Here is a 26,451-nt window from a genome sequence, read left to right on the forward strand (position 1 = left end):
GAAGCATCTGTTTACAATATTGAAAAATGAGCATATAAGCCAGCATGTTAAATTAATTTAAAATCACTCAGTTACATCTTATTTATTTCAAAGGGAATCAAAAAAAGAACTTTTATTTGTTAGTTTGCTCAATCTTAAGGCTAAGTTAATAAATAATAAATATAATAAACATGTGTCCATCATTGTCTATTTCAAATAGGAGTACATATGCTTGAGAAAACAGATCATGAACTTCTCCAATATCACAACGATGATGCATTACTGGATTTAAGCAAAGTATCCACTGATATTGATACATACATCACTCAGGCATTAACCGCTCTTATCGACAACCCTGCAAAAAATCTAATAATTCAGGGTGGTGAAATGACCGCCCTTCAGGCACAAAAAATAGCAGATTATCTAAAAACCCATCCACAGATAATCCAAAGTATTCATCTGCCGGAGCATTTGGAAAATACGAAAATTCAGATTGAACTGGATAATGTTAGTTCCAATCATCGTTTGGAAAAAAATAAACAAAAATGGGCCGATAATCTCCCCCAAACTGTTCAGTCTACGAAAAAACCGGAAGGAAGAATACTTCCTAAAGGCAAGATCATACCCAAAATTGAAATTACGCTGCATGAGGAGCCAGACATTGATCCAGATCCTGTGCCCATGAACGAGTTAGAAGAGCCATCCGCCATACAGCTGACCAATGATTTTCCCATACTGGAGCGCTCACCGATAGCAGCCCAGGTGATCACGGAGAGTTTGTCACTACCCGGTCAACAAGCATATCTGTCGCGCTGGAATCAATTAATAAACCGCAACGAAGCACAACAATTTAAAAAAGATTTAGGCAACCTCTTTCATAAAGAGAACCACCCTCTTCCTGAACTTGTTAAAAAGGATGGGGAGTTAAGTCAAAGTTTTACAATGTGGGACAACAAACTTAAATTTGAAAAAGAACAATACAATGCTCTTCTCGACGTTTATGGGCAATATGGGGCGCCAGGTTTAAAACAATTATTCAGCACCTGGGATGAATACAATCAGGATCCCTATAAAGGACCAGCATTTATTGATACCTATGTTTCATTTTTAAAATATATGCCTACGTTTCTACCCTTTATTGAGAATCAGGAATTCCAGGATACCCTTGCTAAAATAGCAAACCTCAGTAAAGAACATCGTAGCTGGTGGATGGCGCTCATCCAGAGTCATGGCCGTAAAACAGGCTATAGCGACTTGCACGGTTTATTTAAACAGTTTACTGATACCGTAAACCTCATCGAACAGATGGGGTTAAGTTTTCACGAGATCACCAGCATCAAAGAGGAAAAAACTCTTCCCCTCGCATTGACTGATATGGTTGCGCTGTTAAATAAATGCCACCCACAGGATCAAGCTGTTCAATGGGAATGTATCAATAAAATCAGCATACCTGAGCCTAATAATTTCCATTTCATCATTCCGGAAATGCAAACAGAAGCTAATTTAGGCGAGCGAGGGGATATTGAATGGATAAAAAGACTATTAGCCCAAGATAAAAACAGCAATCCCGAATTAGTTAAACCGGCTTTTTATCGTTATCTTGCCACCCAGGAGCAACATTTGCCTTTGGAGCAATATAAACGAATTATTGATGAGTTGTTGTCAAATCACGAGCTCAATAATGAAGCAAAAATACGCTTACTTTATATTTTAGCCAAATCAACCAGCACCAGCGCCAAAACCGGTTTTGATTCCAAAGTAGTACTTGAAGAATGGGAAAGCTTTCAGATAAGAATGATTAAGCTTGATTCTCTTGAGCGCATTAAAGCAAATCGCAGTGCGATAGGTAAGGCATTATTTACCAAAGGTATCGAGGCACAAGGAGGAATTCCGGCTGCACGGATTCAAACCTTGAAACCAATAATGGATATGCCTATGACGCCACCCATGAGTTATTTAAATAAGCTGTTAAAGCTTTCTGAATATAAATATCTCGATCCCAAATTAAGCTTGCTTGAACTACAAAAAGTTCAAACAGACATGATGGTCAAAATGGATAAGGCTGCGTTGCTTTATAAAGATTATCCAGAAAGCATGATGTATGCCATTCGCCTGATAAAAACAGAAACAATTACAGCCAATAGTAATGGCCAATATTTTCCCGAACCTCACGATATCACGTTACTGGAACAATTCATTAGCGCCTGTGAAGCATTGCTCGCACCCAACCACAATAGCATGAACCCTCCGGGATTAAACCCCAAAGAAGTGTTGCTGCCTTTACTGACCTCATTTCATTTGGAATATGAAAATAGCATCCGCTTAGCCAATGACGTCATAACTCCTTATATAAAAAGGCTCACTAATCCAAATATCGCCCAATATCAGGAAAAAATTAATAACTTATTACCCTATGGGTTATCGTTACTGCAATTGCTTGAAAATAGAACAATCCCCAATAAGCTCGACTATACCGTCCTGAATAAAATCCAGGATGATTTAATAAAACTTATTTGCCGAGCGCAACCAACGACTAAAAAAGACATCAGAGAGTGGATGCATCAGCATTATGGAAAGCATTTTAGCGGCACAATATTACTCGATCTTAAAGATGCGGTTAATTTTAGCGCCCTTTTTGGGGAGCTTCACTGCACGCAAAAAGAAACATGCGCTGCAATTGAGCAGTTGGTGGGTAATTTTGATAATGAGGAAGAAAAAGATCAGCATGAACCCTTGGTCAGAAGTTTGGTAAATCTCACCAAAAGGTTAACCCCTGCTCAAAAAATACAATTTTTTGAGTTCTGTCAGGAAGCTTTTAAAACGAATGGTATTCTCTCGCGCACCCAACATCCAGGGCCTCCTGGCTATCTGACTCAATTTAAAGGTCTTGTTGAAAGCATTATCACAAATAACTCTTTTGATGAGTTTGAACAGTATATGAATATTGTTCAGGAACATCGTGCCAATAAAGGTGATGTGAGCAACACCCTGTCAAAATGCAGCTACTTACTGGATGTTCTTTACCCACAATTGATGAAAGGCCCCATCTCTCGAAAAGAAGCATTCCAATTTTCAGCCGAGCTCGTGTGCTTAACTAAAGCCAATGCCCTCCATGAATATCATGCTCAAGCAAAAGTAGCTGCAGCGGTCGATTATCCACAAGAGTTAAACAATCTCAACGACTCGATTGTCGATTTAATCGATAACGTTAACTCCGACCTTAAGGCTCTCGATAAATTAAAAAACATTAAGCAGGATATTGATGCTATTTTACTGCTTGCGGTAAATAACAACGAGTACTTTAAAGAATGCCGGGCAATTAATGAACGTATTACTGACATTCTTATAGCTGTAGAAGAGCGTACCCCCCAACAAAAAAATAAAAATTTCCTGCAAACTATGTTCAGCTATTTCTGGAATAACCCTTCTACCGAAGATGATGCAACACCTGAAGAATTAAATAGCCTACGATCATTAGGTCTTGACCTTGATCTGGTGGGACAACAATCAGATACCTACAAAGAGTTGCAGGCAATCAGAGATAAAGAAAATCATAGTTTCCAAAATGTTGTTCTTCATCTTCAGGCGAAAAAAAGAGAGTTAACGCAAAAATACAGCAATATTGCTACGCGTGCGAATCACTATATCAGCAAGGCATTAAAGGGTTCACCCGATGATGTAAGTAAAAACCACAACGATATGTGTCAGCTGATCGATAAGTTTGTCGCTCTGGATCATCAAAATCTTGTTTTAAGTCTTATGTACCACTATTCGGGAGGACTGGCGGATCGCGGTGTTAAAGATTTAATCGAGTTGTTTAACTCCAGGGAATACAATGAACTCTCGCAAAATCTGCAAAAAGATTTTATTAATGCAATCATCACCCAAATGAATAATTCGGTGAAATGCAGCAAAGTAGATGTTCATACATTCCTTAAATTTATTCATAAACATCAGGAAAATAGCTCCATTACCGAATTTTTGCACAATTATTACCAGCATGCCCCATATCCACCGTTGACTATCTTCATGCTTTGGAGCAAATCTGTGCATTCGCGCTCAGTGCAGTCTCTTCAAGCTGTTGATGAAAAATATCAATATTTCGACAAAAACCCTTGCGCCATCAATAGACATGACGGACGTGAAAAAAATAATGGATTCAAGCTTGATGCAGCGAAAAAAACACTGTCGCAAATGCCTGAAGTTCAAAAAATATTTACCTCGGACTATCTTGCCAAAGTAACAGAGGAGCAAGAAAGGGTAAAAAGTTTATCGACCCGACAAATATTGGATCAACTGAAGACATTTAAAGACAATCCACCGGCAAACCATATTGCTATGGTTATGCTTGCCGCTGAATTATTACATCGATGCAAAGGACGTCCCCCAGAGTTTGTCGGTAAAAGCCATGTACCAGGGCGCTCTTATGAGTTAAATACCACTCAGATTATAGCCATCCTGTCCCTTCTTGAAACCGGGAATAAAGTCACCGCTGAAATAGGCACGGGCGAAGGCAAATCACGAATCATGATGATTTTGAATGCCTGCCAGTTCCTTAAAGGCAAAACAGTAGATTTCCTGACGAGCAATTTAGCTCTTGCCGAGCGCGACTATCTGGAATCGCTACCCTTCTTTAATTCTCTGGGTGCTGAAGTTAATTTCATTACGTCCTCATCCAATGTTGAAGATTATAAAATGGGCGGGATTAATTTCTCTGATCCTGAAAACCTTTGCTTGTTTCGTAATAAAGCATTTAGCCAAAACAAATCGGATCTGGTTCTGAATAAAGATCCGGAACAAAGAGCGTTACTGCTAGATGAGGCCGATGTAACCTATTTTGATGTTGCCAACTTAAAATACAATTACTCATCGACACTACCCAAGCAAAATATCGAGCTACTCCCCTTATTCCCATTACTCATGGATTTTTTTGCGCAGAGTGACACGGAAAAAACCTACGCAGAAAACAAGCAACGCTGCAATGAGCAACTACTGTCATTCATTGAGGCAAGAAATCCCAAGTTATTCCAGCTGATAAAATCAATCCCCATAGCACAACTCGAAAAATGGCAAGATGCAGCCTATACAGCTCGCCATCTGGAATATAATGATGATTATACCATTGTATCTGAGGCTACCAAACCCACTCCGTTTGGCGATAAAAAAGTAGCTGCGGCAATGTGCCTTATCGGCTCACGTATTAGTAAGAATTCCAATTTTGATGATGGCGTGCATCAATGTTTGCATGCTGAGCTGAATCGTCTGATAAAAGCTCAAAACCCCACCATAGAAAATCCCTATTTAAAAGAAGCGATTGAACTCTGTAAAAACAAGAAGCGCTTTTTTAATATTGATCCTATAAGAAAGATCACCTTTAGTAGTTCGTCTAATACCTTACTTAAAGCATATGGCCAGGGCAGTTTACATGCTGTAACTGGGACTATAGGCTCAAAAATGGAGCAAAAAGAAGCTCAGTCTGAATTTGGGACACAATTCATCCATGTACCAAGACATAAAGGTTTACGTCGTTTTGATCGCCCTACCCGCATTACTCAAAATGAAGTCAAACAATTAGATGCATTGGTTGAACATATTCTGGAAGCAAGAAAGAAAAACCAACCCATACTGTTGATTTGTAAAAATGATAATGAATCCAAGATACTAAATGAAAAACTAGAAGAACGCTTAAAGTCAAAGCGCGATCAAAATGGATTACCCAAGTTAACTCGTATCCATGCGGGAATTGACTATGATGAATCCATATCAGAAGCAAGCTATATCAAAAACGAAGCAGGTAAACCAGGTCAGGTAACGATTACGACTGAAATGGAAGGACGCGGAGTTGATATTGAACTAAAAGAAAATGCGCATAATGCCGGACTTAAAGTCTTACTGACTTATCTTCCCCATGGAGAACGAAGTTATGGGCAAGTTATCGGCCGTTCGGGCAGATATTCAGCTATAGGTGAAACACAAATGGTTCTAAATCTGGAAGAACTTAAAAAAGATTTTGGTATTGACCAGGTGAACACTGATTTTTATCTTAATCCCGAAGACTTTATTAAAAAGCTGCAAATTTTTGCAACCCATACTAAAGAGCTTCGACGTTTGTTTCACCGTGCCTATGATAACTACTTATACTATTTTTCAGAGCGTTACTCAGCACTGCAAACCGAAGATAATGATTTAACCCACACCTGGAGTGAGTTTTTAGAACAATACAATCACAGTAAAGATCTGACTCTTCAGGTAATCGAAGCACAATTGCAACAAAATAATCCCAACATCGAGATTATCAAAGAGCAACTAAAACAACATAATCAAAAAGCACAGGAAATCTGGGCAGTCTTTGCCGAGCACCTGCCTGAAGAACAAAAAACTTTGGATCAAATCAGTCCAGTTCAAAACATCAAAACACCCAGATTGTTAAAGCGATGGTTCAGTGAATTGCAACAAATCAAACAGGATTCTGTAATTGTGGACGATGTGAAAAAAGTACGTCTGCAAGAGCATTATGATCCTACTGCTGCGGGTAGTGTTCAAATTGTAAAAAATCCAAGCCTGATCAGCAGCTTTATTGCTGATTTCCGTGCGGCATGGCGAGGAGAGGGAATTCTATTCCCTAATTTTCGTGCATGGTGGGCAGGACAACTGTCATTTAGAAATTTGCTCAGTCAGCAGGCGTTCTTCCGGTGGGTGATTACCCCCAAAGAGGAAACTCATATTGTGAAAAAAGAAGTCCCTGCTTCTCATGCAATAATGTATAAAAATTTAGCTGATGAGAACTCAAGGGCAAACAATGAAAGAATGGATACTGAAGAACCATACCATTCATTCTCTTTATTTCAACCACCACCAGTCAAACAAGGAGAACTACAACCGGAGCAGCCTCAAAATAAGATACTTTAATTTAAGCTCTGATGCCTGAACAATTGATTGGAGTTAATATTGAACCCCTTTTGTTGAGCATGATTTTAAGAGAAATGCTAATTGCATCGTCTACTTAACCTTTAACCTAGACTGTATTTTATTTGCAGGAAGCTCGTCATACGGGAAAGAAAACCGAAAGATACCTGGTACCAAGGGGCTCTGCTAAGCATTGCGCTGTGGAGCTATCATCGTTTTAACGACAGTTATCGAGATGTTTCGGAGCGCTTATTGTATTGGGGCAATGAAGTGAGTTATTAACCAGTACGTCAATGGTGCATTAAATTTGGCCCTCATTTTAAAAACGTGATTAATAAATGCAAAGCCAGGCCATCAGATAAATGCCTTTTAGATGAGCAACAGCTACGCATCCATGGCGAGACCTATATTTATGGCGTGCCATTGATGAAGACGGTTATGAACTGGAAGTGTTTCTACAAAATCGGCGCAATAAATAGGCTGCAATTCGCTTCCGGGCTGGTCTATTAAACGCCTATCCCAACCCCAGGTTATAATAACGAACAAACTATGAGTTACACAAAACCAATTCGGCAGATGTGTCAAGGCAGCGCGAGCATCGCTCACATAAAGGACTCAATAACGGGGTGAAAATACCATGCAGAAAAGAAAAATGCGTCATAACACTCAGGGGAAAACAAAAATATCTTCGCGGTCGCTGTTAGGCGTTACACCTACTGCGCTCATCAACGAAGAAATCAATTTCAAAAGGCTAAAGAAATTTGGTAAGAAGCATCTTCTGAAATTCTTGGAGCCTAAAATTCGATAAGAACTCGTTCTTTCGTTAGCGAAAGTTAAGTTGACGATTCCGCGTAGTCTGTTCTAGCAGCAAGTTTTCCCATGAACAGTAATGGCTGTGACAAATGTGCGATTAATAATGAATGCTAGGCTGTAATCAACCATAACTATACTATTTTAATTTTTTGATTGATGCCCCCAGACTTGAGGGCATCTTTTAGGATGTGGCGGAGCGGACGGGGCTCGAACCCGCGACCCCCGGCGTGACAGGCCGGTATTCTAACCAACTGAACTACCGCTCCAATATGGTGGGTGCTGTAGGGATCGAACCTACGACCCTCGCCTTGTAAGGGCGATGCTCTCCCAGCTGAGCTAAGCACCCGAAATCTTATAAATTTCGCTTTCTACTCACCAACTATGCATTGCATAAACTTGGTGCTCTCACTTATAATAAAAAACGCGCTTTTGAGCGCGTTTTAATAATATGGCGGAGTGGACGGGGCTCGAACCCGCGACCCCCGGCGTGACAGGCCGGTATTCTAACCAACTGAACTACCACTCCAATTATGGTGGGTGCTGTAGGGATCGAACCTACGACCCTCGCCTTGTAAGGGCGATGCTCTCCCAGCTGAGCTAAGCACCCCAAATCTTTAAGCTTCTTGAACCGCTTCTTTCAGGTTTTTTCCTGCTTTAAATTTAGCTACTCTTGATGCTTTGATCTCAATGACCTTCCCAGTTTGTGGGTTTCTGCCAGTACGAGCAGAACGGTTACCAGTAGAGAACGATCCAAATCCAGGTATTACCACTTGATCGCCACTCTTTAAGGCATCAGTAATAGTGCTAGTAAAAGTCTCAAGCACTCTGCTTGCATCTGCCTTAGTTAAACCAGAACCACTTGCTAAAGCATCAACTAATTCGCTCTTATTCATTGCTTCCCCTATACAGTTAATCTTCCATACTCCAAGCTAATCTAACTTAAACTTAATCAAATTAACCAGTCAAGTAGTTACTTCCTTGCAACGCCCGCCAGTAGCGGGCCACGAAAGGAAATATACCTTTAATTAATGGGTATGTAAATCATTATTTTTAATTTTTTTTGATTTTTTACCCGCTAAAACGGCAGACTGTATATTATCTGGACTATCTATCCAAGGACTGCGTTGTAAAGCCAGCTCAAGCACCTGCTCAATAGTCTTCACTGGGTGTATTGTTAGCTTACGCAACACATTATCAGGTATCTCTTCCAGATCTTTTACATTCTCCTCAGGGATGATTACATGCTTAATTCCACCCCGATGAGCTGCTAATAGCTTCTCTTTTAGTCCACCAATGGGTAATACTTGTCCCCGCAAAGTAATTTCCCCTGTCATGGCAACATCTGCCTTAACAGGAATTTGCGTAACAACAGAGACTAATACGGTACACATACCAATACCAGCACTTGGACCATCCTTCGGTGTCGCTCCTTCAGGAACATGAACGTGGAAGTCATTTTTTTCAAAGAAATCATCAGCAAGCTGTAGTTTTTTAGCGCGGCTACGGACAACGGTCATTGCAGCATGTATTGATTCCTGCATTACCTCGCCAAGTTGCCCTGTATGAATCACCTTACCTTTACCAGGCATCATGGAAGATTCAATAGTCAACAACTCCCCTCCCACGCTCGTCCAAGCTAAACCAGTTACTTGGCCAATTTGATCAAACTCTTCAGCAAGACCATATCTGTATTTTTTAACACCCAAATATTTTTCAATATTATTTACAGTAACAGTTAAACGCTTAGACTTTTTCTTGTTTGATAAAATCTCCTTCACTACCTTACGGCAAACACTAGCGATATCCCGCTCAAGATTACGAACCCCAGCCTCACGAGTATAGTGTCGGATGATTTCGCGAATAGCTCCTTCGCTGATATGAATCTCATCGTTACTTAAACCATTAAGATTAATCTGCTTAGGCACTAAATATTGTTCAGCAATGCTGACTTTTTCATCTTCTGTATAACCTGCTAGACGAATGACTTCCATTCTATCTAATAGAGGGGCAGGAATTTCTAATGAATTCGCAGTTGCAATAAACATTACATCGCTTAAATCATAATCAACTTCAAGGTAATGATCGCTAAACGTATGGTTTTGCTCTGGATCTAATACTTCAAGTAGCGCAGAGGCGGGATCACCACGGAAGTCCATAGCCATCTTATCAACCTCATCAAGCATAATTAATGGGTTTTTCACGCCAGCCTTGCATAACTTTTGAATTATTTTCCCAGGCATTGAGCCAATATAGGTTCTACGATGGCCGCGGATCTCTGCTTCATCACGTACACCACCTAAAGCAATACGAATGAATGTACGACCTGTTGCATTCGCAATCGATTGTCCTAAGGAAGTTTTACCCACCCCTGGAGGTCCAACTAAACATAAAATTGGTCCTTTCAAACGTTTTACTCGTTGTTGAACTGCCAGATATTCGATAATGCGTTCTTTCACGCGTTCTAAACCGTGATGTTCTTTATCCAATAATTTTTCTGCTTTGAGCAAGTCAAATTGAATTTTACTTTTCTTTTTCCATGGAACCATCAGCATCCAGTCAAGATAATTCCGGATGACTGTTGCTTCAGCAGACATTGGTGACATCATTTTTAATTTATGAAGTTCGGCCATCGCCTTTTCTTTAGCTTCTTTTGGCATGCCAGCTTTATCAATAGATTTTTCAAGTTGCTCAATTTCATTACCTTCTTCACCAAGCTCACCCAACTCCTTTTGAATAGCTTTCATTTGTTCATTCAGGTAATATTCACGCTGACTTTTTTCCATTTGGCGTTTTACACGACCTCTCACACGCTTTTCAACGTGTAATAAATCAATTTCAGTTTCAATGGCTGACATTAAACGTTCAAGGCGCGTACCAACATCTAAGGTCTCTAATAATTCTTGTTTATCATCAACTTTCAAAGTTAAATGTGCAGCAATGGTATCTGCCAGACGACCTGGCTCTTCTATTCCTGCTAAAGGAGATAATACCTCGGGAGGAATCTTTTTGTTCAATTTAATGTACTGTTCAAATTGCGACATTAAAGAACGCATTAAGATACCAACTTCAGGTTCTTGTACAGCAACATTCACTTCCTCCATAACTTCTAGAGAAGCTTCCAGATATCCTTTTTCCTGGCTGTATCCTTTAACTTGCGCACGCTGCTCTCCCTCAACCAAAACTTTTACAGTACCATCAGGTAACTTAAGCAACTGCAAAACGCTCGATAAAGTACCTACATGGTAAATATCTTCAGGAGATGGATCATCATTAGATGATTTTTTCTGGGCGACTAAAAAAATTTGCTTACTATCAACCATAGCGGCTTCAAGGGCTTTAATGGATTTTCCTCGGCCAACAAAAAGGGGAATAACCATATGAGGATAAACCACCACATCCCTCAGTGGTAGCACTGGAATCATAGACACATTTTCAGTCTCATTAGGCGTCACTTTATTTTCAATAGACATAACGAACCCTTATTCAAACAAAAGCTATAGTTATAATTTTACAACAAATTTTTACTGCTCTTTAACTGAGTATAACGGTATTTAAGGAAATGAACAAAGTACTTAATAAGAATGGGGAATTAATATGACAACTTATCTAAATTAGATACAAGCGCCCTATCAGCTACCTGTTTGAAAGACTTAATTGATTAAATAAAAAGACATATGCAACTATTCAACATTTTAAGTCTCTGAACCAGTAACTGGATAAAGGCGCAGAGACTAACATAGAGAATAGTCGCAAAATTAATTAGCTATTCTTTACCACCTGCTGCACTCTTCATCTCATCATGTTCATAAATAAGTATAGGCTTCGACGAATTGTTCACTGCACCCTCGTCAATTACAACTTTATTTACTCCTTCAAGAGAAGGTAATTCATACATGGTGTCTAAAAGAATATTTTCAAGTATTGCACGTAAACCGCGAGCACCCATTTTTCGCTCTAAGGCTTTTTTAGCAATCGCAACCAAAGCCTCTTCTCTAAATTCTAGTCCAACATCTTCCATTTTGAAAAGCGATTGGAACTGTTTAGTAAGTGCATTCTTGGGATTAGTAAGAATATCAATAAGCGCGGCTTGATCCAGTTCTTGTAATGTAGTTACCACCGGTAATCTACCTACAAACTCAGGAATCAATCCATACTTAATCAAGTCATCGGACTCTAATTGGCTTAATACTTTCGATACTTCATCATTAGTATCTTTTTTATTTTTCAATTGTGCTGAAAAGCCGATACCTGATTTATCGCTACGTTCTCTGATTACTCTATCCAAACCAGCAAATGCTCCACCGCAAATAAATAGAATATTTGAGGTATCGACTTGCAAGAATTCTTGTTGCGGATGTTTACGGCCACCTTGTGGTGGAACAGAAGCTATTGTTCCTTCGATGAGTTTTAGTAAGGCTTGTTGCACACCTTCCCCAGAAACATCTCGAGTGATTGATGGATTGTCTGATTTCCGAGAAATCTTATCAATTTCATCAATGTAGACAATACCTTGCTGCGCTTTATCAACGTCGTAATCACATTTCTGCAATAATTTTTGAATAATATTTTCAACGTCTTCACCGACATATCCTGCTTCGGTTAGCGTTGTTGCATCAGCCATAGCAAAAGGAACATTCAAAATTCGCGCCAAAGTTTGCGCTAAAAGAGTTTTACCGCTACCCGTCGGCCCAATCAATAAGATATTACTTTTTCCAAGCTCTACGCCATCTTCGTTTTTATGCTGCAATCGCTTGTAATGATTATACACGGCAACAGACAACACTTTTTTGGCATGTGGCTGACCGATGACATATTCATCAAGGAATTTTGAAATCTCTTTTGGTGAGGGTAAATGCACTTCTGCTTCTTCATGAGCTTCGTGTGTTTCTTCACGAATAATGTCGTTGCATAATTCAACGCACTCATCGCACACAAATACAGAAGGACCAGCAATTAATTTTTTTACTTCATGCTGGCTTTTACCACAAAAAGAACAATAAAGAACCTTATCACCACTTCCATTACTGGATTTACTCATATCCAACCCCTTCTTACAGCCATTACCGGGAAATAGGTAACACATGTAAAATATTAGTCAATCAGAAAAAGATATGCCACTACAAATTAAGAACAAATTTATTTTGCGCCCCGCAATAACATATCAATCTCTGGTTAAAGCTTGATTTAAAAAGCTAAAATCAAGAGATCTCACTGCATATTGGGGCAGCAAGTGAGAATTACAACTGCTCTGCTGAACTATTTATTACTTCTCGATCGTAAAGGACTTTATCGATAAGACCATATTCAGCTGCTTGCGTAGCACTCATAAAATTATCACGCTCTGTATCACGCATAATTTGATCAGGAGTTTTTTTAGTGTGCTGCGCCATAATGTTATTTAAGCGCTCTCTTACGGCCAATGTTTCACGAGCATGAATTTCAATATCAGTTGCCTGACCTCGATAACCACCTAAAGGTTGGTGAATCATTACACGTGAGTTTGGCAGACAGAATCTCTTACCATCAGCACCAGCACAAAGCAGTAAAGCCGCGGCACTTGCGGCTTGACCGATACATAAAGTACTGACATCAGGTTTAATAAACTGCATGGTGTCGTAAATTGCTAAACCAGCCGTTACCACACCACCCGGAGAATTAATGTAGAGAGAAATGTCTTTTTCAGGGTTTTCAGACTCAAGGAACAGCAATTGAGCAACCACTAAATTAGCCATATGATCTTCAACTTCACCCAATAGAAAGATAATACGCTCTTTCAATAATCTTGAGTAGATATCATAAGAACGTTCACCACGTGAAGTTTGTTCAATAACCATTGGTACCAATCCACTGGCATTGCGAATTATGTTATCTGAATATCCCGACATATAATTACTCTCCTTTTGTATTCTCAGCCTTTTTAGGATTCATCACTGAATCATAGTCCATAGATTTATGCTTAATCTTAGCATCAGCTGCTATTTTATCTGCAACTACTTCTTCCATGACTAACGCTTCAATTTCAGCAAGATGTTCTTTGCTGCTTTGGTACCAAGCACGTAATTCATCAGGATTTTCGTAAGCACCAGCAAATTTCTCAATCATTGCATTCACTTTGTCTTTGTCTGCAACGATTTGATGTTTCTTAACATATTCTGAGAACAGTAAGCCAAGATGAACACGGCGTTTAGCTTGCTCTTCAAACAATTCTCTTGGGAAATCAGGAATCTTTTCATTTTCATGATGCTCATGGCCAAATAGACGATGATACATGTCATGTTTTAAGTGTTCGATTTCTTTGTCGATTAAGGCTAATGGTAAATCAATAGCATTAACTTCCATTAATTTATCAAATAACTTCTCTCTGTTCATCATACTAACACGACGCTCTAACTCACGAGTCATGTTTTCTTTAATGTCTTTCTTCAGAGCATCAACACCACCTTCCTTAATGTTAAACTTTTCAGCAAAAGCATCATTAAGTTCAGGTAACTTACCTTCCATTATGTTATGAATAGTAATCTTGAATACAGCTTCTTTACCCGCTAATTCTTTATGCCCATAATCTTCTGGGAAATTAACTTTAATGTCAAAAGGCTTGTCTTTCTTACCGCCAATAATTCCATCTTCGAAACCAGGAATCATTGCGCCAGAGCCAATAATTAATTCGTGTCCTTCTGCACTACCACCATCAAATAATTCATCGTTCAAGAAGCCTTGGAAGTCGATAACAACTTTATCATCTTTTTTAACAGCACGTGAAACATCATGCCATTCTTTATTTTGCTCACGTAGTTTATCTAACATTTCTTCAAGATCTTTGTCAGTTACTTCTGAACGAGCTAATTCAACAGTCGCTTGATTTAATTCAGCAACTTCAAACACTGGCATTACTTCAAATGTAGCCGTGTATTTAAAATCTTTACCTTTTTCTATTTCTTCAGGCTCGATGTATGGGTACCCTGCAGGAACTAATTCATTTTGTTGTAAAGCTTCGAATAGGGTTGATTGAACCATTTCTCTAGCAACTTCTTGGCGAACGCTATCTGAATAACGGCTGGTAACAATGTGCATAGGTACTTTGCCAGGACGGAAACCATCAACTTTAACTTTATGAGCCAGATCTTTGAGCCGCAAACTTACTTCTTCCTCAACTTTCGCTGTAGGCACAGAAATAGTTACCTTGCGCTCCAAACCGTTTAGGGTCTCAACAGAAACTTGCATCAATTCACCTCTTGGATTTTTATAATGAAATGGTGCGAAAGGAGAGACTCGAACTCTCACGGGTCACCCCGCTGGAACCTAAATCCAGTGCGTCTACCAATTCCGCCACTTTCGCAATCAGGTTGGATTATCAATCAGTAATTCGGTCTTGTAAAGACTCAGATGAATCTTTAGCGAAAAACCTTAGTTTTCATCACATGGGGTGAACGATGGGACTCGAACCCACGACAACCGGGATCACAACCCGGGGCTCTACCAACTGAGCTACGCTCACCATAACTTAGTATAAATTGCCATCAGATTTCACTATGGGCTGGCACGCCCGGCAGGATTCGAACCTGCTACCCTCGGCTTAGAAGGCCGATGCTCTATCCAGATGAGCTACGGGCGCTTAATTTGGTCGGGGTAGAGAGATTCGAACTCCCGACATCCTGCTCCCAAAGCAGGCGCGCTACCAGACTGCGCTATACCCCGACTTACCCGTCCCGAGGACAGTGCGCACATGGTACTAATCTAGACGCATAAGGTCAATACCTAAAATCACATTTTTTTAATATTTTTAAATTGCTTAGCGCAAAAATAACCATATTGAACAAATTGCGACTCAGTTGGTTTTTATTTTAATAAATCTCTACCTTGTTTGCCATAAAATGTAATCCAAACCTAATAGAGAGTTACATATTAATAGTTTTTCAGATAGCATTGCGACATCATTTATTTCATTTAAAACACCATGAAATTTAAGTTGCTTCCCCTTTTTGATAATTTAAACCATTTACATAAGAATCACGAAAATGCGGTATTACCCGATCCACAATTTAAAAATGATTTCCATTACACCTTAAATTTCTTAAAAAGCTATACTGGTAGTCAAGGAACATTTAATAGTTACCGTCGTGAGGCTGAACGTTTGTTGCAATGGTCATGGCATGTTAAAGGCACCCCGCTCACCGAATTAAAACGAGATGACATCGAACAATACATTCGTTTTTGCCAAAACCCACCTAAAAATTGGATAAACTTAAAAAAAGTCCCCCGTTTTATTGAAAAAGCAGGACTACGCATTCCTAATGAAGAATGGCGCCCATTTGTGGTTACACTAAGTAAAGCAGCGATAAAAAATGGGCAGAAACCGGAAATAGAACAATTCAGTCTATCTCAAGGTGCCACACAAGAGATATTTGCTATATTAAGTACCTTATTTAATTTTTTAATTGCAGAAGAATATTTAGTCTCGAATCCAGTAGCCCTTATTCGTCAAAAAAGTAAGTTCATTCGTAAGCGCCAGCAAAACGCCCCTATTCGTCGGCTAAGTATTGATCAATGGAGTGCTGTACTTAATGCTGCAGAAACATTGGCGGAGGAATCGCCTGAAAAGCATGAGCGCACACGCTTTATGTTAAGTATGCTCTTCGGGATGTACTTACGTATTTCCGAATTGGTAGCAAATGACCGCTGGATTCCCAGCATGAATGACTTTGCGAAAGATAGTAATGGTCATTGGTGGTTTACTACGGTAGGAAAAGGAAATAAAGAACGCCAAGTTGCCGTTAGTGATGCCATGCTGGATAGCTTAATGCGCTGGCGCAGTTTTCTTGGGTTAACCCCACTCCCCTCAGCAGCGGATAACTCCCCACTAATTCCTAAAATTAGAGGAAATGGTCCTATGAGTGACACCGCCCCCATCCGCCGCATCATTCAGCATTGTTTTGATTTGGCCGCGGAAGAGCTTCGTATAAAAGGCAAGCGCGAAGAGGCCGATAACCTCGCTGCAGCAACGGTGCACTGGTTAAGACATACCGGAATTTCAGAGGATGTAAAAATCCGTCCTCGTGAACACGTGCGTGACGATGCCGGCCATAGCTCCAGTGCTACTACAGATCGTTATATTGATATTGAAAAACAAGAGCGTTATCGTTCAGCAAGAAATAAAGTTATTGATCCGATATCTACTGAGGAATAATCGTGACCTCTCAGGTCTACTCGATTTTCGACGCCAAGCGCTGGTCACGGGCCAGAGACATTGATAAATATTCAATAGTACTGCACATGATGAAAATCCAAATTTCTCATGGGCCAGTATTAGTACCCACTGGAACAACTGCGCCGAAATAATAAGGCATCAGAAGATACATATGCTGATGAAAAGGTCTGTGATAGGAGGTTCACAACATAGGAGCCCAACCGTCACTGTTTCCGTTTTCGTCATCATGGTTATTTCCTTTATCTTTTGCTATCTGTCGATTACCGCATTGAGCTTGGAGTTCTGCTTTATACCGTCGAAATATATCATTCGTATTTTGAGCTGGATTAGGATAAGCGGCAGCTGCGGCAGGTTGTTGAGAATGCGACTGTAGATTTTGAAATGGTTTAGAATTAGCAGCTGCTGTGGCAGCAATTACAACTGAATTTCGAAAATACTGATGTGCATACTGAACTGTGTTAAGATTAGCAATAGCAGCAACCACGGTAGGATTAGCAGTAGAGGTAGCAGCAGATGCGGCAGCTTGTTGAGAATGCGGTGGTAGACTCTGAAGTCCATTAGCAGAAGCAGCAGCATTTACGACCGCTTGATGAAAATACTGATGTGCATACTGAACGGTATTAGGAGCAGCAACAGCTGCGGCTACAACTGCGGCCGAATATTTTAATTGGCACTGCAAATTCCGAACGGTATTAGGATGAACACCAATATCAGAATAGATTCTTTTTTTTATGGCACTGTCGAGAAAAATAGTGGTTTGAATAGAAGGATGATCCGTTGCTGTCTTATCATTCTCACCAAGCCGAAGTTCTACATGATTTAATAGAGTAGGCTGTTGTATACGAAAAGTATTACCCTGGTCAGGACCGAAAGTAGCTGCTTGCATGAAATAGGAAAATGTTCCGGCACCAGAAGAGGCTGGGACTATAAAAACTCCAGCTTGTTGCCCCCCCGCTGATGGACTAGAATGTTCTTGCAGCATTTTCTTATAATTGGTATCTCCTATATATCCCACCACAGTCCTCTCTGATGCTACTTGTTGAGCATAGGCTCTTAATAATTTATCCGCATTATTTGCGTTTTTTGCGATATCATTAGGGATATGAGGAACTAGAACACTGTATTTCCCGCTGCCAGTTTCAAAGTGGACCTCACCTACTTTAAAATTATCAGTTATCCTTACTTCCTCAGGTGTAATTGCCACTACCATGTCATCTCTTACATAAAAATGCATATTTTGTTTGGCATCCTTAAAACCCCGACAATTTATTCCTTGGACCCCGCGATCATGTAATTTATAAGTAGCTACCGTAGTAGCAGAAGCAACACTAGCGGGGTATTGAGACCCCGTCAAACTAAATTCTTCTGGCAGGTTATCTTTTTTGCCTTCTATAATAGCAACGACATGAGGAATCCCTCTATTTTCAAATAACTTTGTTAATGCATCATCATAGGTACTTACATTAGTGTAATAACCAATTTTTGATATTAATGTATCTTGAGCGGCTTGATCCATAGAGCACCTAGCGCTCCCACTATGGGGTTGATAGCGTCCTGCTCCGGAAACCCAATATTTAATAGAAAAATGCCGAGAAGCCTCCTGAGAGAACACCGCTATTTTAAGTCCATCTGTCCATTTCCAAACATTGGGAGCAGGAGTATTGCCTACCCAAAGGCGCTGCTCAGGTTTTATTAGTGCAGATAAACCAGAAACATCGATAAATACGCTATTGCTTTTTGTTGCTAAATTGTTCGTTATTTGTATCTGCGTTGGGCTCCTTTTTAATGGATATCCAGCCGCCCCAGCACCAGCCCCTGCGGCAGCAGCGGCGGTAGCCCCAGTGCTAGTCCCGGAGGCGGCAGGCTCAGAAACAGCATTGGCAACAGGAGCAGCACTGGCGGCGACAGATGCATTAGCGGGGGGACTAGCAGATAACGTTGGTTTTTCTTGACCCGCATCATCTTCCACGCCATCCATTAGCTGGGGTTTCGATTGCATCTTAAATCTCCAAGAAAAAACCAAATGCAAACAAGAAAGGGAATCAAATTATCCATATTGATATAATATTAATTATAATGCATGAAAACAAACACGTCATTTTGCTTTTTATAGTGAGACTGATATGCAACGTATGGCGGTATCTCGTATAAATTTACATTCTTCTTTTCATTTTATTAGACTCTATATTTTTATATCTATGATAGAATTCTTCCTCTTCTTTTGTTGCTAATAATTAAAAATGCTAACTCTACGCCAAATCACCTTATCACGCGGCAATAAAGTCTTGCTGGACAAAGCCAGCGTCACTCTTTATGAAAAACAAAAAATAGGTCTTATCGGCCATAACGGCTGTGGTAAATCCACTTTGTTTGATTTTTTCCTGGGTAAGCTTATTGCAGACACAGGGGAGTATTTAATTAATCCTCACCTGCGTATCAGCCACTTATCGCAGCAATTACCTGATAGTGACGAAAAAGCCCTGGATTTTGTCGTTAGTGGTGATTCGGAATACATCAAACTATTACAACGTTTAGAAAAAGCAGAAAAAGAAGATAATCATGATGAGGTAGTCGCCTGTCATGAAGAATTAAGTCACTCAGGTGGGTATAGTAAACCTGCACAAGCTGCAACAATTATGTCTGGTTTGGGGTTTAGTAGTGATGAACAAAATGCCTCGGTGAATAGTTTTTCCGGCGGATGGCGTATGCGTCTGAGCCTGGCGCGTTGTCTCATGAAACCAGCTGATTTATTATTACTTGATGAGCCAACCAACCATTTGGATATGGAGGCTATTTTTTGGCTGGAACGCTTTTTAAAACAAAGTCCCAGCACGATTATCCTGATTTCTCACGATAGAGAGTTTCTTGATGCCTTTGTTAGCCATATTCTTCATATTGAAAAGCAAAACTTGACCCTTTATGGTGGCGATTACAGTTGCTTCGAAAAAACTCATGCTCAGCAATTAGCCTTACAACAAGCTATGTATGACAAGCAACAGACCAAAATTAACCATATGATGAGTTTTGTTACCCGTTTTAAAGCTAAAGCAACGAAAGCCAAGCAAGCGCAAGGACGTCTCAAAGCAATTGAACGCATGGAAGTTATTGCTGCAGCTCAAGCAGACTCGCCATTTTCTTTTGATTTTTTCCCCTGCCCTCGCGCAGGTAATCCCTTAATCCAATGTAATCAAGTTGATGCAGGATATGCCAGGCAAGACCCAATACTTAAAAAAATTAATCTATCGCTTAGTCCGGGAGACCGCATTGCCTTATTAGGTCCAAATGGTGAAGGTAAATCCACCCTGATTAAGACATTGACTGGTTCCTTGCCCGTTCTAAATGGGACGATTCACCGCTCCACACATTTACAAATCGGTTATTATGCACAACATCAGTTGGAGCAATTAGACTGCAAACTAAGTCCTGTAGAAACAATTCAAGTCTTATCTCCAGAAGCACGGGAACAAAGCATCCGGGATTTTTTAGGTGGATTTAATTTCGTGGGAGATATGGCAGTACAGCCTATTCATCATTTTTCTGGTGGAGAAAAAGCCCGTTTGGCTCTAGCAAAATTGGTTTGGCTTAAACCTAATTTATTATTGCTTGACGAACCAACCAACCATTTGGATTTAGGCATGCGCTCAGCCATCGAATTGGCACTACAAAGTTATGAGGGGGCTTTAATTCTCATCTCTCATGATCGACATATGCTCAAAACCACCGTAGATAATTTCTACCTGGTTTATCAAAAGAAAGTACAGCCCTTCGATGGCGACCTAGATGATTATTATACTTGGCTACAATCTAAAGATGCAGTGAAAGAAAACACTAATACTACCTCGAGTCCTGCAAATGATTATAAAGAAAAAAAGGTATTGCAAAATCGTTTAAAAAAATTAGAGCAAATGATTGAACAATACCATGGAGAGCTAGAAAAACTGGATCTTCAACTTGGTGATGCTAGTCTTTATGAAGACAGCACCCAACAGAATAAGCTAAATCAATTGGTGGAAAAACGTGCACAGGCTCATTCTTCATTGGCTCAGGTTGAGGAAGAATGGTTGGAAATTAGTGAAACTTTGGAAGATTTAACCTAAGTACTAAAGGGCATAAAAAAATCATCCTGAACACAGTGAGCGATCTCCTGAATGAGACCTAGATGTTGAAATGAGCTTAATGCCCCTATTCAGGAGCTCCTTCGCAGTTAACTCTTCAGGATGAAATAGTTTCACCGATCGGTTACATCCTAAGAAGGAGCTAGAAATGAATGCTTACCAAAAATTAGAGCAGCATTTTAAAAAATATTACGACTTTGAAAATCTTGCAGCGATCGTTTCTTGGGATGAAGCAGCCATGATGCCTGTTGGCGGTGGTCCGGCACGTGCAGAAGCATTAGCCACCTTAAGCACAATACAGCACGATTGGTTAACGGATAAAATCGTAGGTGAATGGCTTAAGCAATGCCGAGACTTAGAGCTTTCCCACTGGCAACATAGGAATGTATATTGGATTGAAAAACAGTACCAACAAGCAACCTGCATCCCCTCCATACTGGTAGAAGAGTTTACAAATGAGTCATTGATTTGTTCTCAGGCATGGCGAGAGTTGCGAGTAAAAAATGATTGGAAAACCTTTCAACCCTATTTAAAAAAGCTATTTGGTAAGGTAAAAACCATTGCCGAAATCAAATCACAGCTGTTTACAAAATCGCCCATAGATGTATTGATTGATGAATACTCCCCCGGTTTAGACTGCAAAACAATTACACCTATCTTTAATTCTCTGAAGCAAGAATTACCAACCTTGATTCCCCAAATTATGGAAAAGCAAAAGTCTCGTAATATAACCCCCATCGCCGGGAGTTTTGCGCTTGAAACCCAAAAGCAGTTAGGCCTAGACATTATGTCTCGCTTAGGCTTTGATTTTAACTATGGACGCCTGGATGTAAGTCATCACCCTTTTTGTGGTGGAATTTCTACGGATGTTCGCATCACCACACGTTATAAGGAGCATGAGTTTCTCTCAGCACTTATGGCAATTGCCCATGAAACTGGACATGCCTTGTATGAGCAGGGTTTGTTAAAAGAGTGGCTGACTCAACCAGTTGGGCATTCATTAGGTATGGCGGTACACGAGAGCCAATCATTATTTATGGAAATGCAAATTTGCCGTAGCTTTGAATTTATGCGCTTCTTAGTGCCTTTGACACAAAATTATTTTGGCGAAGCAGAAAATATTACAGAAGAGAATCTGTTTTATCATTATACCCAGGTGAAACCTGATTTTATTCGTGTTGATGCCGATGAAGTTACTTATCCTTTACATGTAATCCTACGCTATGAAATAGAACAGTTGTTATTCTCTGGTGATATTACGATTGATGATTTGCCTGAGGTATGGGATTCCTATATGCAAAAGTATCTAGGCCTCTCAACTAAAGGCGATGATAAAAATGGGGTTATGCAAGATGTACACTGGCCCTCAGGAATTTTTGGTTACTTCCCAGCTTATACCTTAGGTGCCTTAATTGCTGCGCAATTATTTTCGTCAGTAAAAAGGGCAATCCCTGATATTAAACAGCATATTGCACAAGGCAATTTTAAAGCTTTATTGCTGTGGCTAAGGGAGAATATCCATCAAAAAGCCAGATTATTGCCGTATCAGGAGCTTTTACACCAGGCAACCGGTGAGGAGCTCAATCCGCAGTATTATTTAATGCATATTCGTGAGCGTTATTTATGAATTCCCTACGCTCAGGGACCTAGTGTCACGCTTTATAAAAAATAACAAACTCACTGCGACACACCACTGAAAAACTTATATTCCCTTGCTCATCTATCAAATTGGTGAGGCCCTGCGTTGTATACTGCATTAATGGGATGCTTTTTTATGAGCGGCATAGGAGCTAATGGACACAGTATTGTGTTTTGACATGATCAGCGAATACTGCGAAGCCCCCCTATCTTCCGATTAACCCAACTTATTATATTTTATAGCGTCTCTAGAGCCGCACCATTACAAAAAACCAATCTAAAAGTCAGTTAACTTAATACACTCTGACTTATTAAACTCATCATTCCCAGTGTTAGCAATTAATTCGCGACGGATTCCATGTGCTAATTACAAGCCGTTACAAGTAGCAAAGTTGTCGGCATTCATGATGTTTTATCAAATTCTATTTACTGTAGAATCTGGATTTTCAGCATGTTCTTTTTTTTCTACATCAGGATAATATGAATTATGAATTTTAAATTTATGAAAATACGGATTAAATGGTGCAAGGTAGTACTGCTCTTTTTTCATATAATCAACAGAATGATATGCTTTTAGACGAAGAGGCAATTCACTTGCCAGATAAACATCTCCACTCCATGCATCAGCCACTAATGAATTTTCTCCCCAAGTGCTTGGATCATTTATATCACTTCCAGGAATGCGATCAATCACATTAAACATATGATCACCATTTGTAATCTGAAAAATTTCACAAGAAGAATTAAATCCTTTTCTCTTTAAACTGACATGAACAAGCGCAGCTAATTCACCGCAATTTCCAACCTCTCTTTGAAGCGCGTAGTCAGATATAATTTCTACTGGCTCTTTAAAGGAGAATATACTCGAAAAAATAGCTCGTCGGCGCATAGAAATAATTGCTCCAGTAACCTCTTTCATTTCATCTTGCTTTGTTTTTGAATAAGGTAAATTAACTGCATGATGCGTCGAGGATTTTTTAACAATCCCCCGTATTTCATTAATGACATCTACAGTCGTTTTTAAATTATATTTGAAATGCTCGTTTTCAATATGTGAGTAACGCTCAGAGAGCAATGCATTAGGGTCAATTAACTGCGTTAATTCCGAAGTTGGTGCACTCCGAGTCAGCGTAAACATCATGCCAGCTAATTTATCAATCTCTTCTTTGTCTTTGGTGGCTAATGTTTTATTTTGGTTAAGTAAGCGAACAGGCGGATTTCCTGAATGATTGATTTGTGTCGTTAAAGGGAGTATCTCTTCCCCCTTTATAGTTAATAACTCAAGGATTCCTTCGTATGTATTGTGTTGTGCAGCAAGATGCAAGGGATTATTGCCTCTACATGTAGTCGTCTTTAGCAACTCGTTAAATTCTTCTTCAGCTTGGTTTTGAGCATAATCTTCAGCGAGCATACGAATTTCCTCAGCACTACCTGAAGCCATGATGGAGTATGATATGGGCCCTTTTTTTCGTGTTGGAAGCGATTCAACAGGAGATGAAGACTCCTCCTTTGTATTAAAAAAATTTGCGCTAACTCCGGTTAAGGCTGTTACCGAAAACAAAGCCCAACTATGCTTGGCTGCCGAAAGCGCTTTATCTTTTAATGAGTGTATAAATACCTTTTCCGCTTTTTTCCACATTTTAATCACCTAGAGCAAAATATATACTTATTGTACTAAATAATTCTTACCTAAACCTTAAGTTGTTCTGGATTTCTTAAAATGATTATGGAAAAAACATGTTGACCTATATACCTGTACAGCATCGTCAACTTTTAAATTTAAAAAATTAACCGCTACAGTTAATGTCTTAGAAGGATTTAGTGGAAAAGTTTTATCATAAAATAGTTTATCATTGCCCATTTTATTGCCCGCACAATAAAAAACCTTTCCGTTCTGACTCAAAAGCAAAAAATGCGCGAGTAGGTTCACCCTGACTTTGGACTATTCATTCCCTCATATTGTTATGACACGCTCCTTTTATCCTATCGACCCGGATCTTGATAACATAGGCCCCTTCTGCCACAGTACTATCATTGATGCCAATACCGAAGGTGTATGTCGTTTCTATTAAACCACAGGAGCTCTCCTGTTCATTATAGGTTAAAGCCTATAGTCAATAATACGGGAAATATAACGGGAGGGGCGCACCGTTTACTTCCCTATGAAAATGATGCCCTTTAAGAGCAATTGTTTTGAGTACTTTCAGTTTGTTGAACCCCGGAAATCGCGGATATTGATTCGATAGATCTAGTGAGAATACCCTCATTAACTACTCTCTGAAAGAAACTATTTCTGTTAATCGTCATCGTCGATGGTTGATCAGCGTGTAATGACGTGGCTACACTTCTTAAGCTTTCTGATGCAACATTACGTGGACTTTTAGAAGTTGAATGAGTTTCAGTTCGTTGTCTTTTATTTGAATGGCTACCACTCTTTTTCCACCAAAAGTGAGTTTTGGTTATCACTGAAACATTGCAAGTACCATCAATCAGATCAATAGCATAAGGTGTTCGATGCAGTTGTTCATTTTTAAAATGAACTTTTTTAACCGTACTCATATCTATCGGCCTACCACTCATATCATTCTGAAATAGTTGCCGTTTACGAATCGCATTATGGGTAAAGACCTGTAATATGGTTTCATCTCCATGTTTGGCAAAATATTTTTTTTGGTTGGGTCGATCATTAGTACAATATATGGTTACACCTAACGGAACCAATACGGATACACCCGTATGAAGATCATAACTTAATCTTGGACTTTTATCAGTAGTGACATAGCTTGCTAGACTTAAGATCTTTGTTTTTTCTTCTAGCGTATAAGTGGGGGGGGTAAAGGGGTAAGGATGCTGTGGGGCAGCAGTAGTCAATGACATAAATTGAACCTGGTCCGGATCGCTATGCTCCATTGATGTAGGGACTTCTTCGCCCTCTTCATCCGTTTCCTCGCAATCTCCAACTAAGGGCAGCTTTTCAAGGCCAGTAATATTATTTATAGAACTAGGTCTTAGCTCCTCATCTTCGCCATCTTTCACCCATGACAACTGTGAGGATAATCGTTCAATTTGTCCTTGTAACTCAGAAATCTTTTGATTTTGTCTATAAGATTTTGTTTCCAAAGAATATTTATCTAATGTTAGAGAATATAATTTAGAATTTATAGTTTCAATTATCGCACTTACATCAATATTTTCTACGAGATTGAGACTTATTAAAGACTCATTCAGGGAAGTGATATCTGATTCAATACTCTGAATTTGGTAGTTGTAAACTTCGACTTTCTTTCTTATTAGCTCTACCTTAATTAACTTCCGTTCTTTTTTCTTTTGCACAAAGGCTGGATCGACTTTTATTCGCATGCTGCTAACCTCAATTATTTTAATACTCCAAATTACAACATTAATTTTCAATCAGAAAAGTTATATCGTAATGTTAATTGTGTACTCACTCAGAACCCGCTAAATCCTTTATTCGTTTAGTTGATATTACATATAGCTTGATAGCTACCTCCGGGCTAGATGTCAATTCGATCAACATTGTAACATGGTGTTTTAATTTGCATCGATTAGATTGGATTTCGGATGTCAGGAAAAATGCTAACTTTCCTCTCATACCCCGAATATCAGACCACATATTGAACATAATGTATTTGTTTTGGCTTAATTTTGTTTGAGTTTCTAATTAAGAAAGTTCTATTTTCCAAAATCAAAACTTTTTGTTACCGATATATCCTTACATGCTTATTCTTTTCTAGAGACGCGTTTCCATTAGATAATTGCCAATGCATAAGCAAA

The 26,451-nt window shown here is 39.5% G+C and carries 13 protein-coding genes and 8 tRNA genes; 5 read left to right on the forward strand and 16 right to left on the reverse strand.

Annotated elements, in window-relative coordinates; all coding sequences use genetic code 11:
* Window positions 1–207 precede the first annotated feature (207 nt).
* Window positions 208–6,888, forward strand: a complete 6,681-nt coding sequence (locus E1P08_RS03175; protein ID WP_133135559.1) for a preprotein translocase subunit SecA — start codon at window positions 208–210, stop codon at window positions 6,886–6,888.
* 999 nt (window positions 6,889–7,887) lie between these two features.
* On the opposite strand, the gene E1P08_RS03180 is transcribed toward E1P08_RS03175, so the two are convergent.
* From E1P08_RS03180 to E1P08_RS03240, 13 genes are all read right to left on the reverse strand, one after another.
* A tRNA-Asp gene (locus tag E1P08_RS03180) sits at window positions 7,888–7,964 on the reverse strand.
* A gap of 4 nt (window positions 7,965–7,968) precedes the next feature.
* A tRNA-Val gene (locus tag E1P08_RS03185) sits at window positions 7,969–8,044 on the reverse strand.
* 103 nt (window positions 8,045–8,147) lie between these two features.
* Window positions 8,148–8,224, reverse strand: a tRNA-Asp gene (locus E1P08_RS03190).
* Window positions 8,225–8,229: 5 nt separating this feature from the next.
* Window positions 8,230–8,305, reverse strand: a tRNA-Val gene (locus tag E1P08_RS03195).
* Window positions 8,306–8,312: 7 nt separating this feature from the next.
* Window positions 8,313–8,591 carry an HU family DNA-binding protein gene (locus tag E1P08_RS03200; protein WP_133135560.1) on the reverse strand — a complete coding sequence of 93 codons (279 nt, stop codon included), beginning with the start codon at window positions 8,589–8,591 and terminating at the stop codon, window positions 8,313–8,315.
* Window positions 8,592–8,723: 132 nt separating this feature from the next.
* The gene (gene lon / locus E1P08_RS03205; RefSeq protein ID WP_133135561.1) at window positions 8,724–11,168 is read right to left on the reverse strand and encodes an endopeptidase La; all 2,445 of its coding nucleotides are present in this window, start codon (window positions 11,166–11,168) and stop codon (window positions 8,724–8,726) included.
* Between the two features lie 293 nt (window positions 11,169–11,461).
* A complete protein-coding gene (clpX, locus tag E1P08_RS03210; protein ID WP_133135562.1) occupies window positions 11,462–12,736 on the reverse strand; it encodes an ATP-dependent Clp protease ATP-binding subunit ClpX in 1,275 nt (424 codons plus the stop codon).
* A gap of 199 nt (window positions 12,737–12,935) precedes the next feature.
* Complete coding sequence (clpP, locus tag E1P08_RS03215) at window positions 12,936–13,583, reverse strand: ATP-dependent Clp endopeptidase proteolytic subunit ClpP (RefSeq protein WP_133135563.1); 648 nt, start codon at window positions 13,581–13,583, stop codon at window positions 12,936–12,938.
* Between the two features lie 4 nt (window positions 13,584–13,587).
* Window positions 13,588–14,919, reverse strand: a complete 1,332-nt coding sequence (gene tig / locus E1P08_RS03220) for a trigger factor (RefSeq protein ID WP_133135564.1) — start codon at window positions 14,917–14,919, stop codon at window positions 13,588–13,590.
* Window positions 14,920–14,949: 30 nt separating this feature from the next.
* A tRNA-Leu gene (locus tag E1P08_RS03225) sits at window positions 14,950–15,034 on the reverse strand.
* 83 nt (window positions 15,035–15,117) lie between these two features.
* Window positions 15,118–15,193 (reverse strand) — tRNA-His (locus E1P08_RS03230).
* Between the two features lie 40 nt (window positions 15,194–15,233).
* Window positions 15,234–15,310, reverse strand: a tRNA-Arg gene (locus E1P08_RS03235).
* Window positions 15,311–15,316: 6 nt separating this feature from the next.
* Window positions 15,317–15,393 (reverse strand) — tRNA-Pro (locus tag E1P08_RS03240).
* A 259-nt stretch (window positions 15,394–15,652) separates the two neighbouring features.
* Between E1P08_RS03240 and E1P08_RS03245 the strand changes: the two genes are divergently transcribed.
* A complete protein-coding gene (locus tag E1P08_RS03245) occupies window positions 15,653–16,882 on the forward strand; it encodes a tyrosine-type recombinase/integrase (protein WP_133135565.1) in 1,230 nt (409 codons plus the stop codon).
* A gap of 202 nt (window positions 16,883–17,084) precedes the next feature.
* On the opposite strand, the gene E1P08_RS03250 is transcribed toward E1P08_RS03245, so the two are convergent.
* On the reverse strand, window positions 17,085–18,902 hold the full coding sequence (locus E1P08_RS03250) for a hypothetical protein (RefSeq protein ID WP_133135566.1): 1,818 nt from the start codon (window positions 18,900–18,902) through the stop codon (window positions 17,085–17,087).
* 241 nt (window positions 18,903–19,143) lie between these two features.
* Here E1P08_RS03250 and E1P08_RS03255 point away from each other — a divergent pair, with 241 nt between their 5' ends.
* Both E1P08_RS03255 and E1P08_RS03260 read left to right on the forward strand, forming a co-directional pair.
* Window positions 19,144–21,000 (forward strand): ABC-F family ATP-binding cassette domain-containing protein, encoded by a 1,857-nt coding sequence (locus tag E1P08_RS03255; protein WP_133135567.1) that lies wholly within the window; start codon window positions 19,144–19,146, stop codon window positions 20,998–21,000.
* Window positions 21,001–21,166: 166 nt separating this feature from the next.
* On the forward strand, window positions 21,167–22,645 hold the full coding sequence (locus tag E1P08_RS03260; RefSeq protein ID WP_133135568.1) for a carboxypeptidase M32: 1,479 nt from the start codon (window positions 21,167–21,169) through the stop codon (window positions 22,643–22,645).
* Between the two features lie 426 nt (window positions 22,646–23,071).
* Here the strand turns inward: E1P08_RS03260 and E1P08_RS03265 are convergent, their stop codons facing one another.
* Entirely contained in the window at window positions 23,072–24,067 is a 996-nt protein-coding gene (locus tag E1P08_RS03265; protein ID WP_133135569.1) for a hypothetical protein, read from the reverse strand.
* 43 nt (window positions 24,068–24,110) lie between these two features.
* Here E1P08_RS03265 and E1P08_RS03270 point away from each other — a divergent pair, with 43 nt between their 5' ends.
* Complete coding sequence (locus E1P08_RS03270; RefSeq protein WP_133135570.1) at window positions 24,111–24,308, forward strand: hypothetical protein; 198 nt, start codon at window positions 24,111–24,113, stop codon at window positions 24,306–24,308.
* A gap of 526 nt (window positions 24,309–24,834) precedes the next feature.
* Here the strand turns inward: E1P08_RS03270 and E1P08_RS03275 are convergent.
* Window positions 24,835–26,016, reverse strand: a complete 1,182-nt coding sequence (locus E1P08_RS03275; protein WP_133135571.1) for a hypothetical protein — start codon at window positions 26,014–26,016, stop codon at window positions 24,835–24,837.
* Between the last annotated feature and the right edge of the window lie 435 nt (window positions 26,017–26,451).

Origin of the sequence: Legionella rowbothamii (assembly GCF_900639985.1) — a bacterium.
GTDB lineage: Bacteria > Pseudomonadota > Gammaproteobacteria > Legionellales > Legionellaceae > Legionella > Legionella rowbothamii.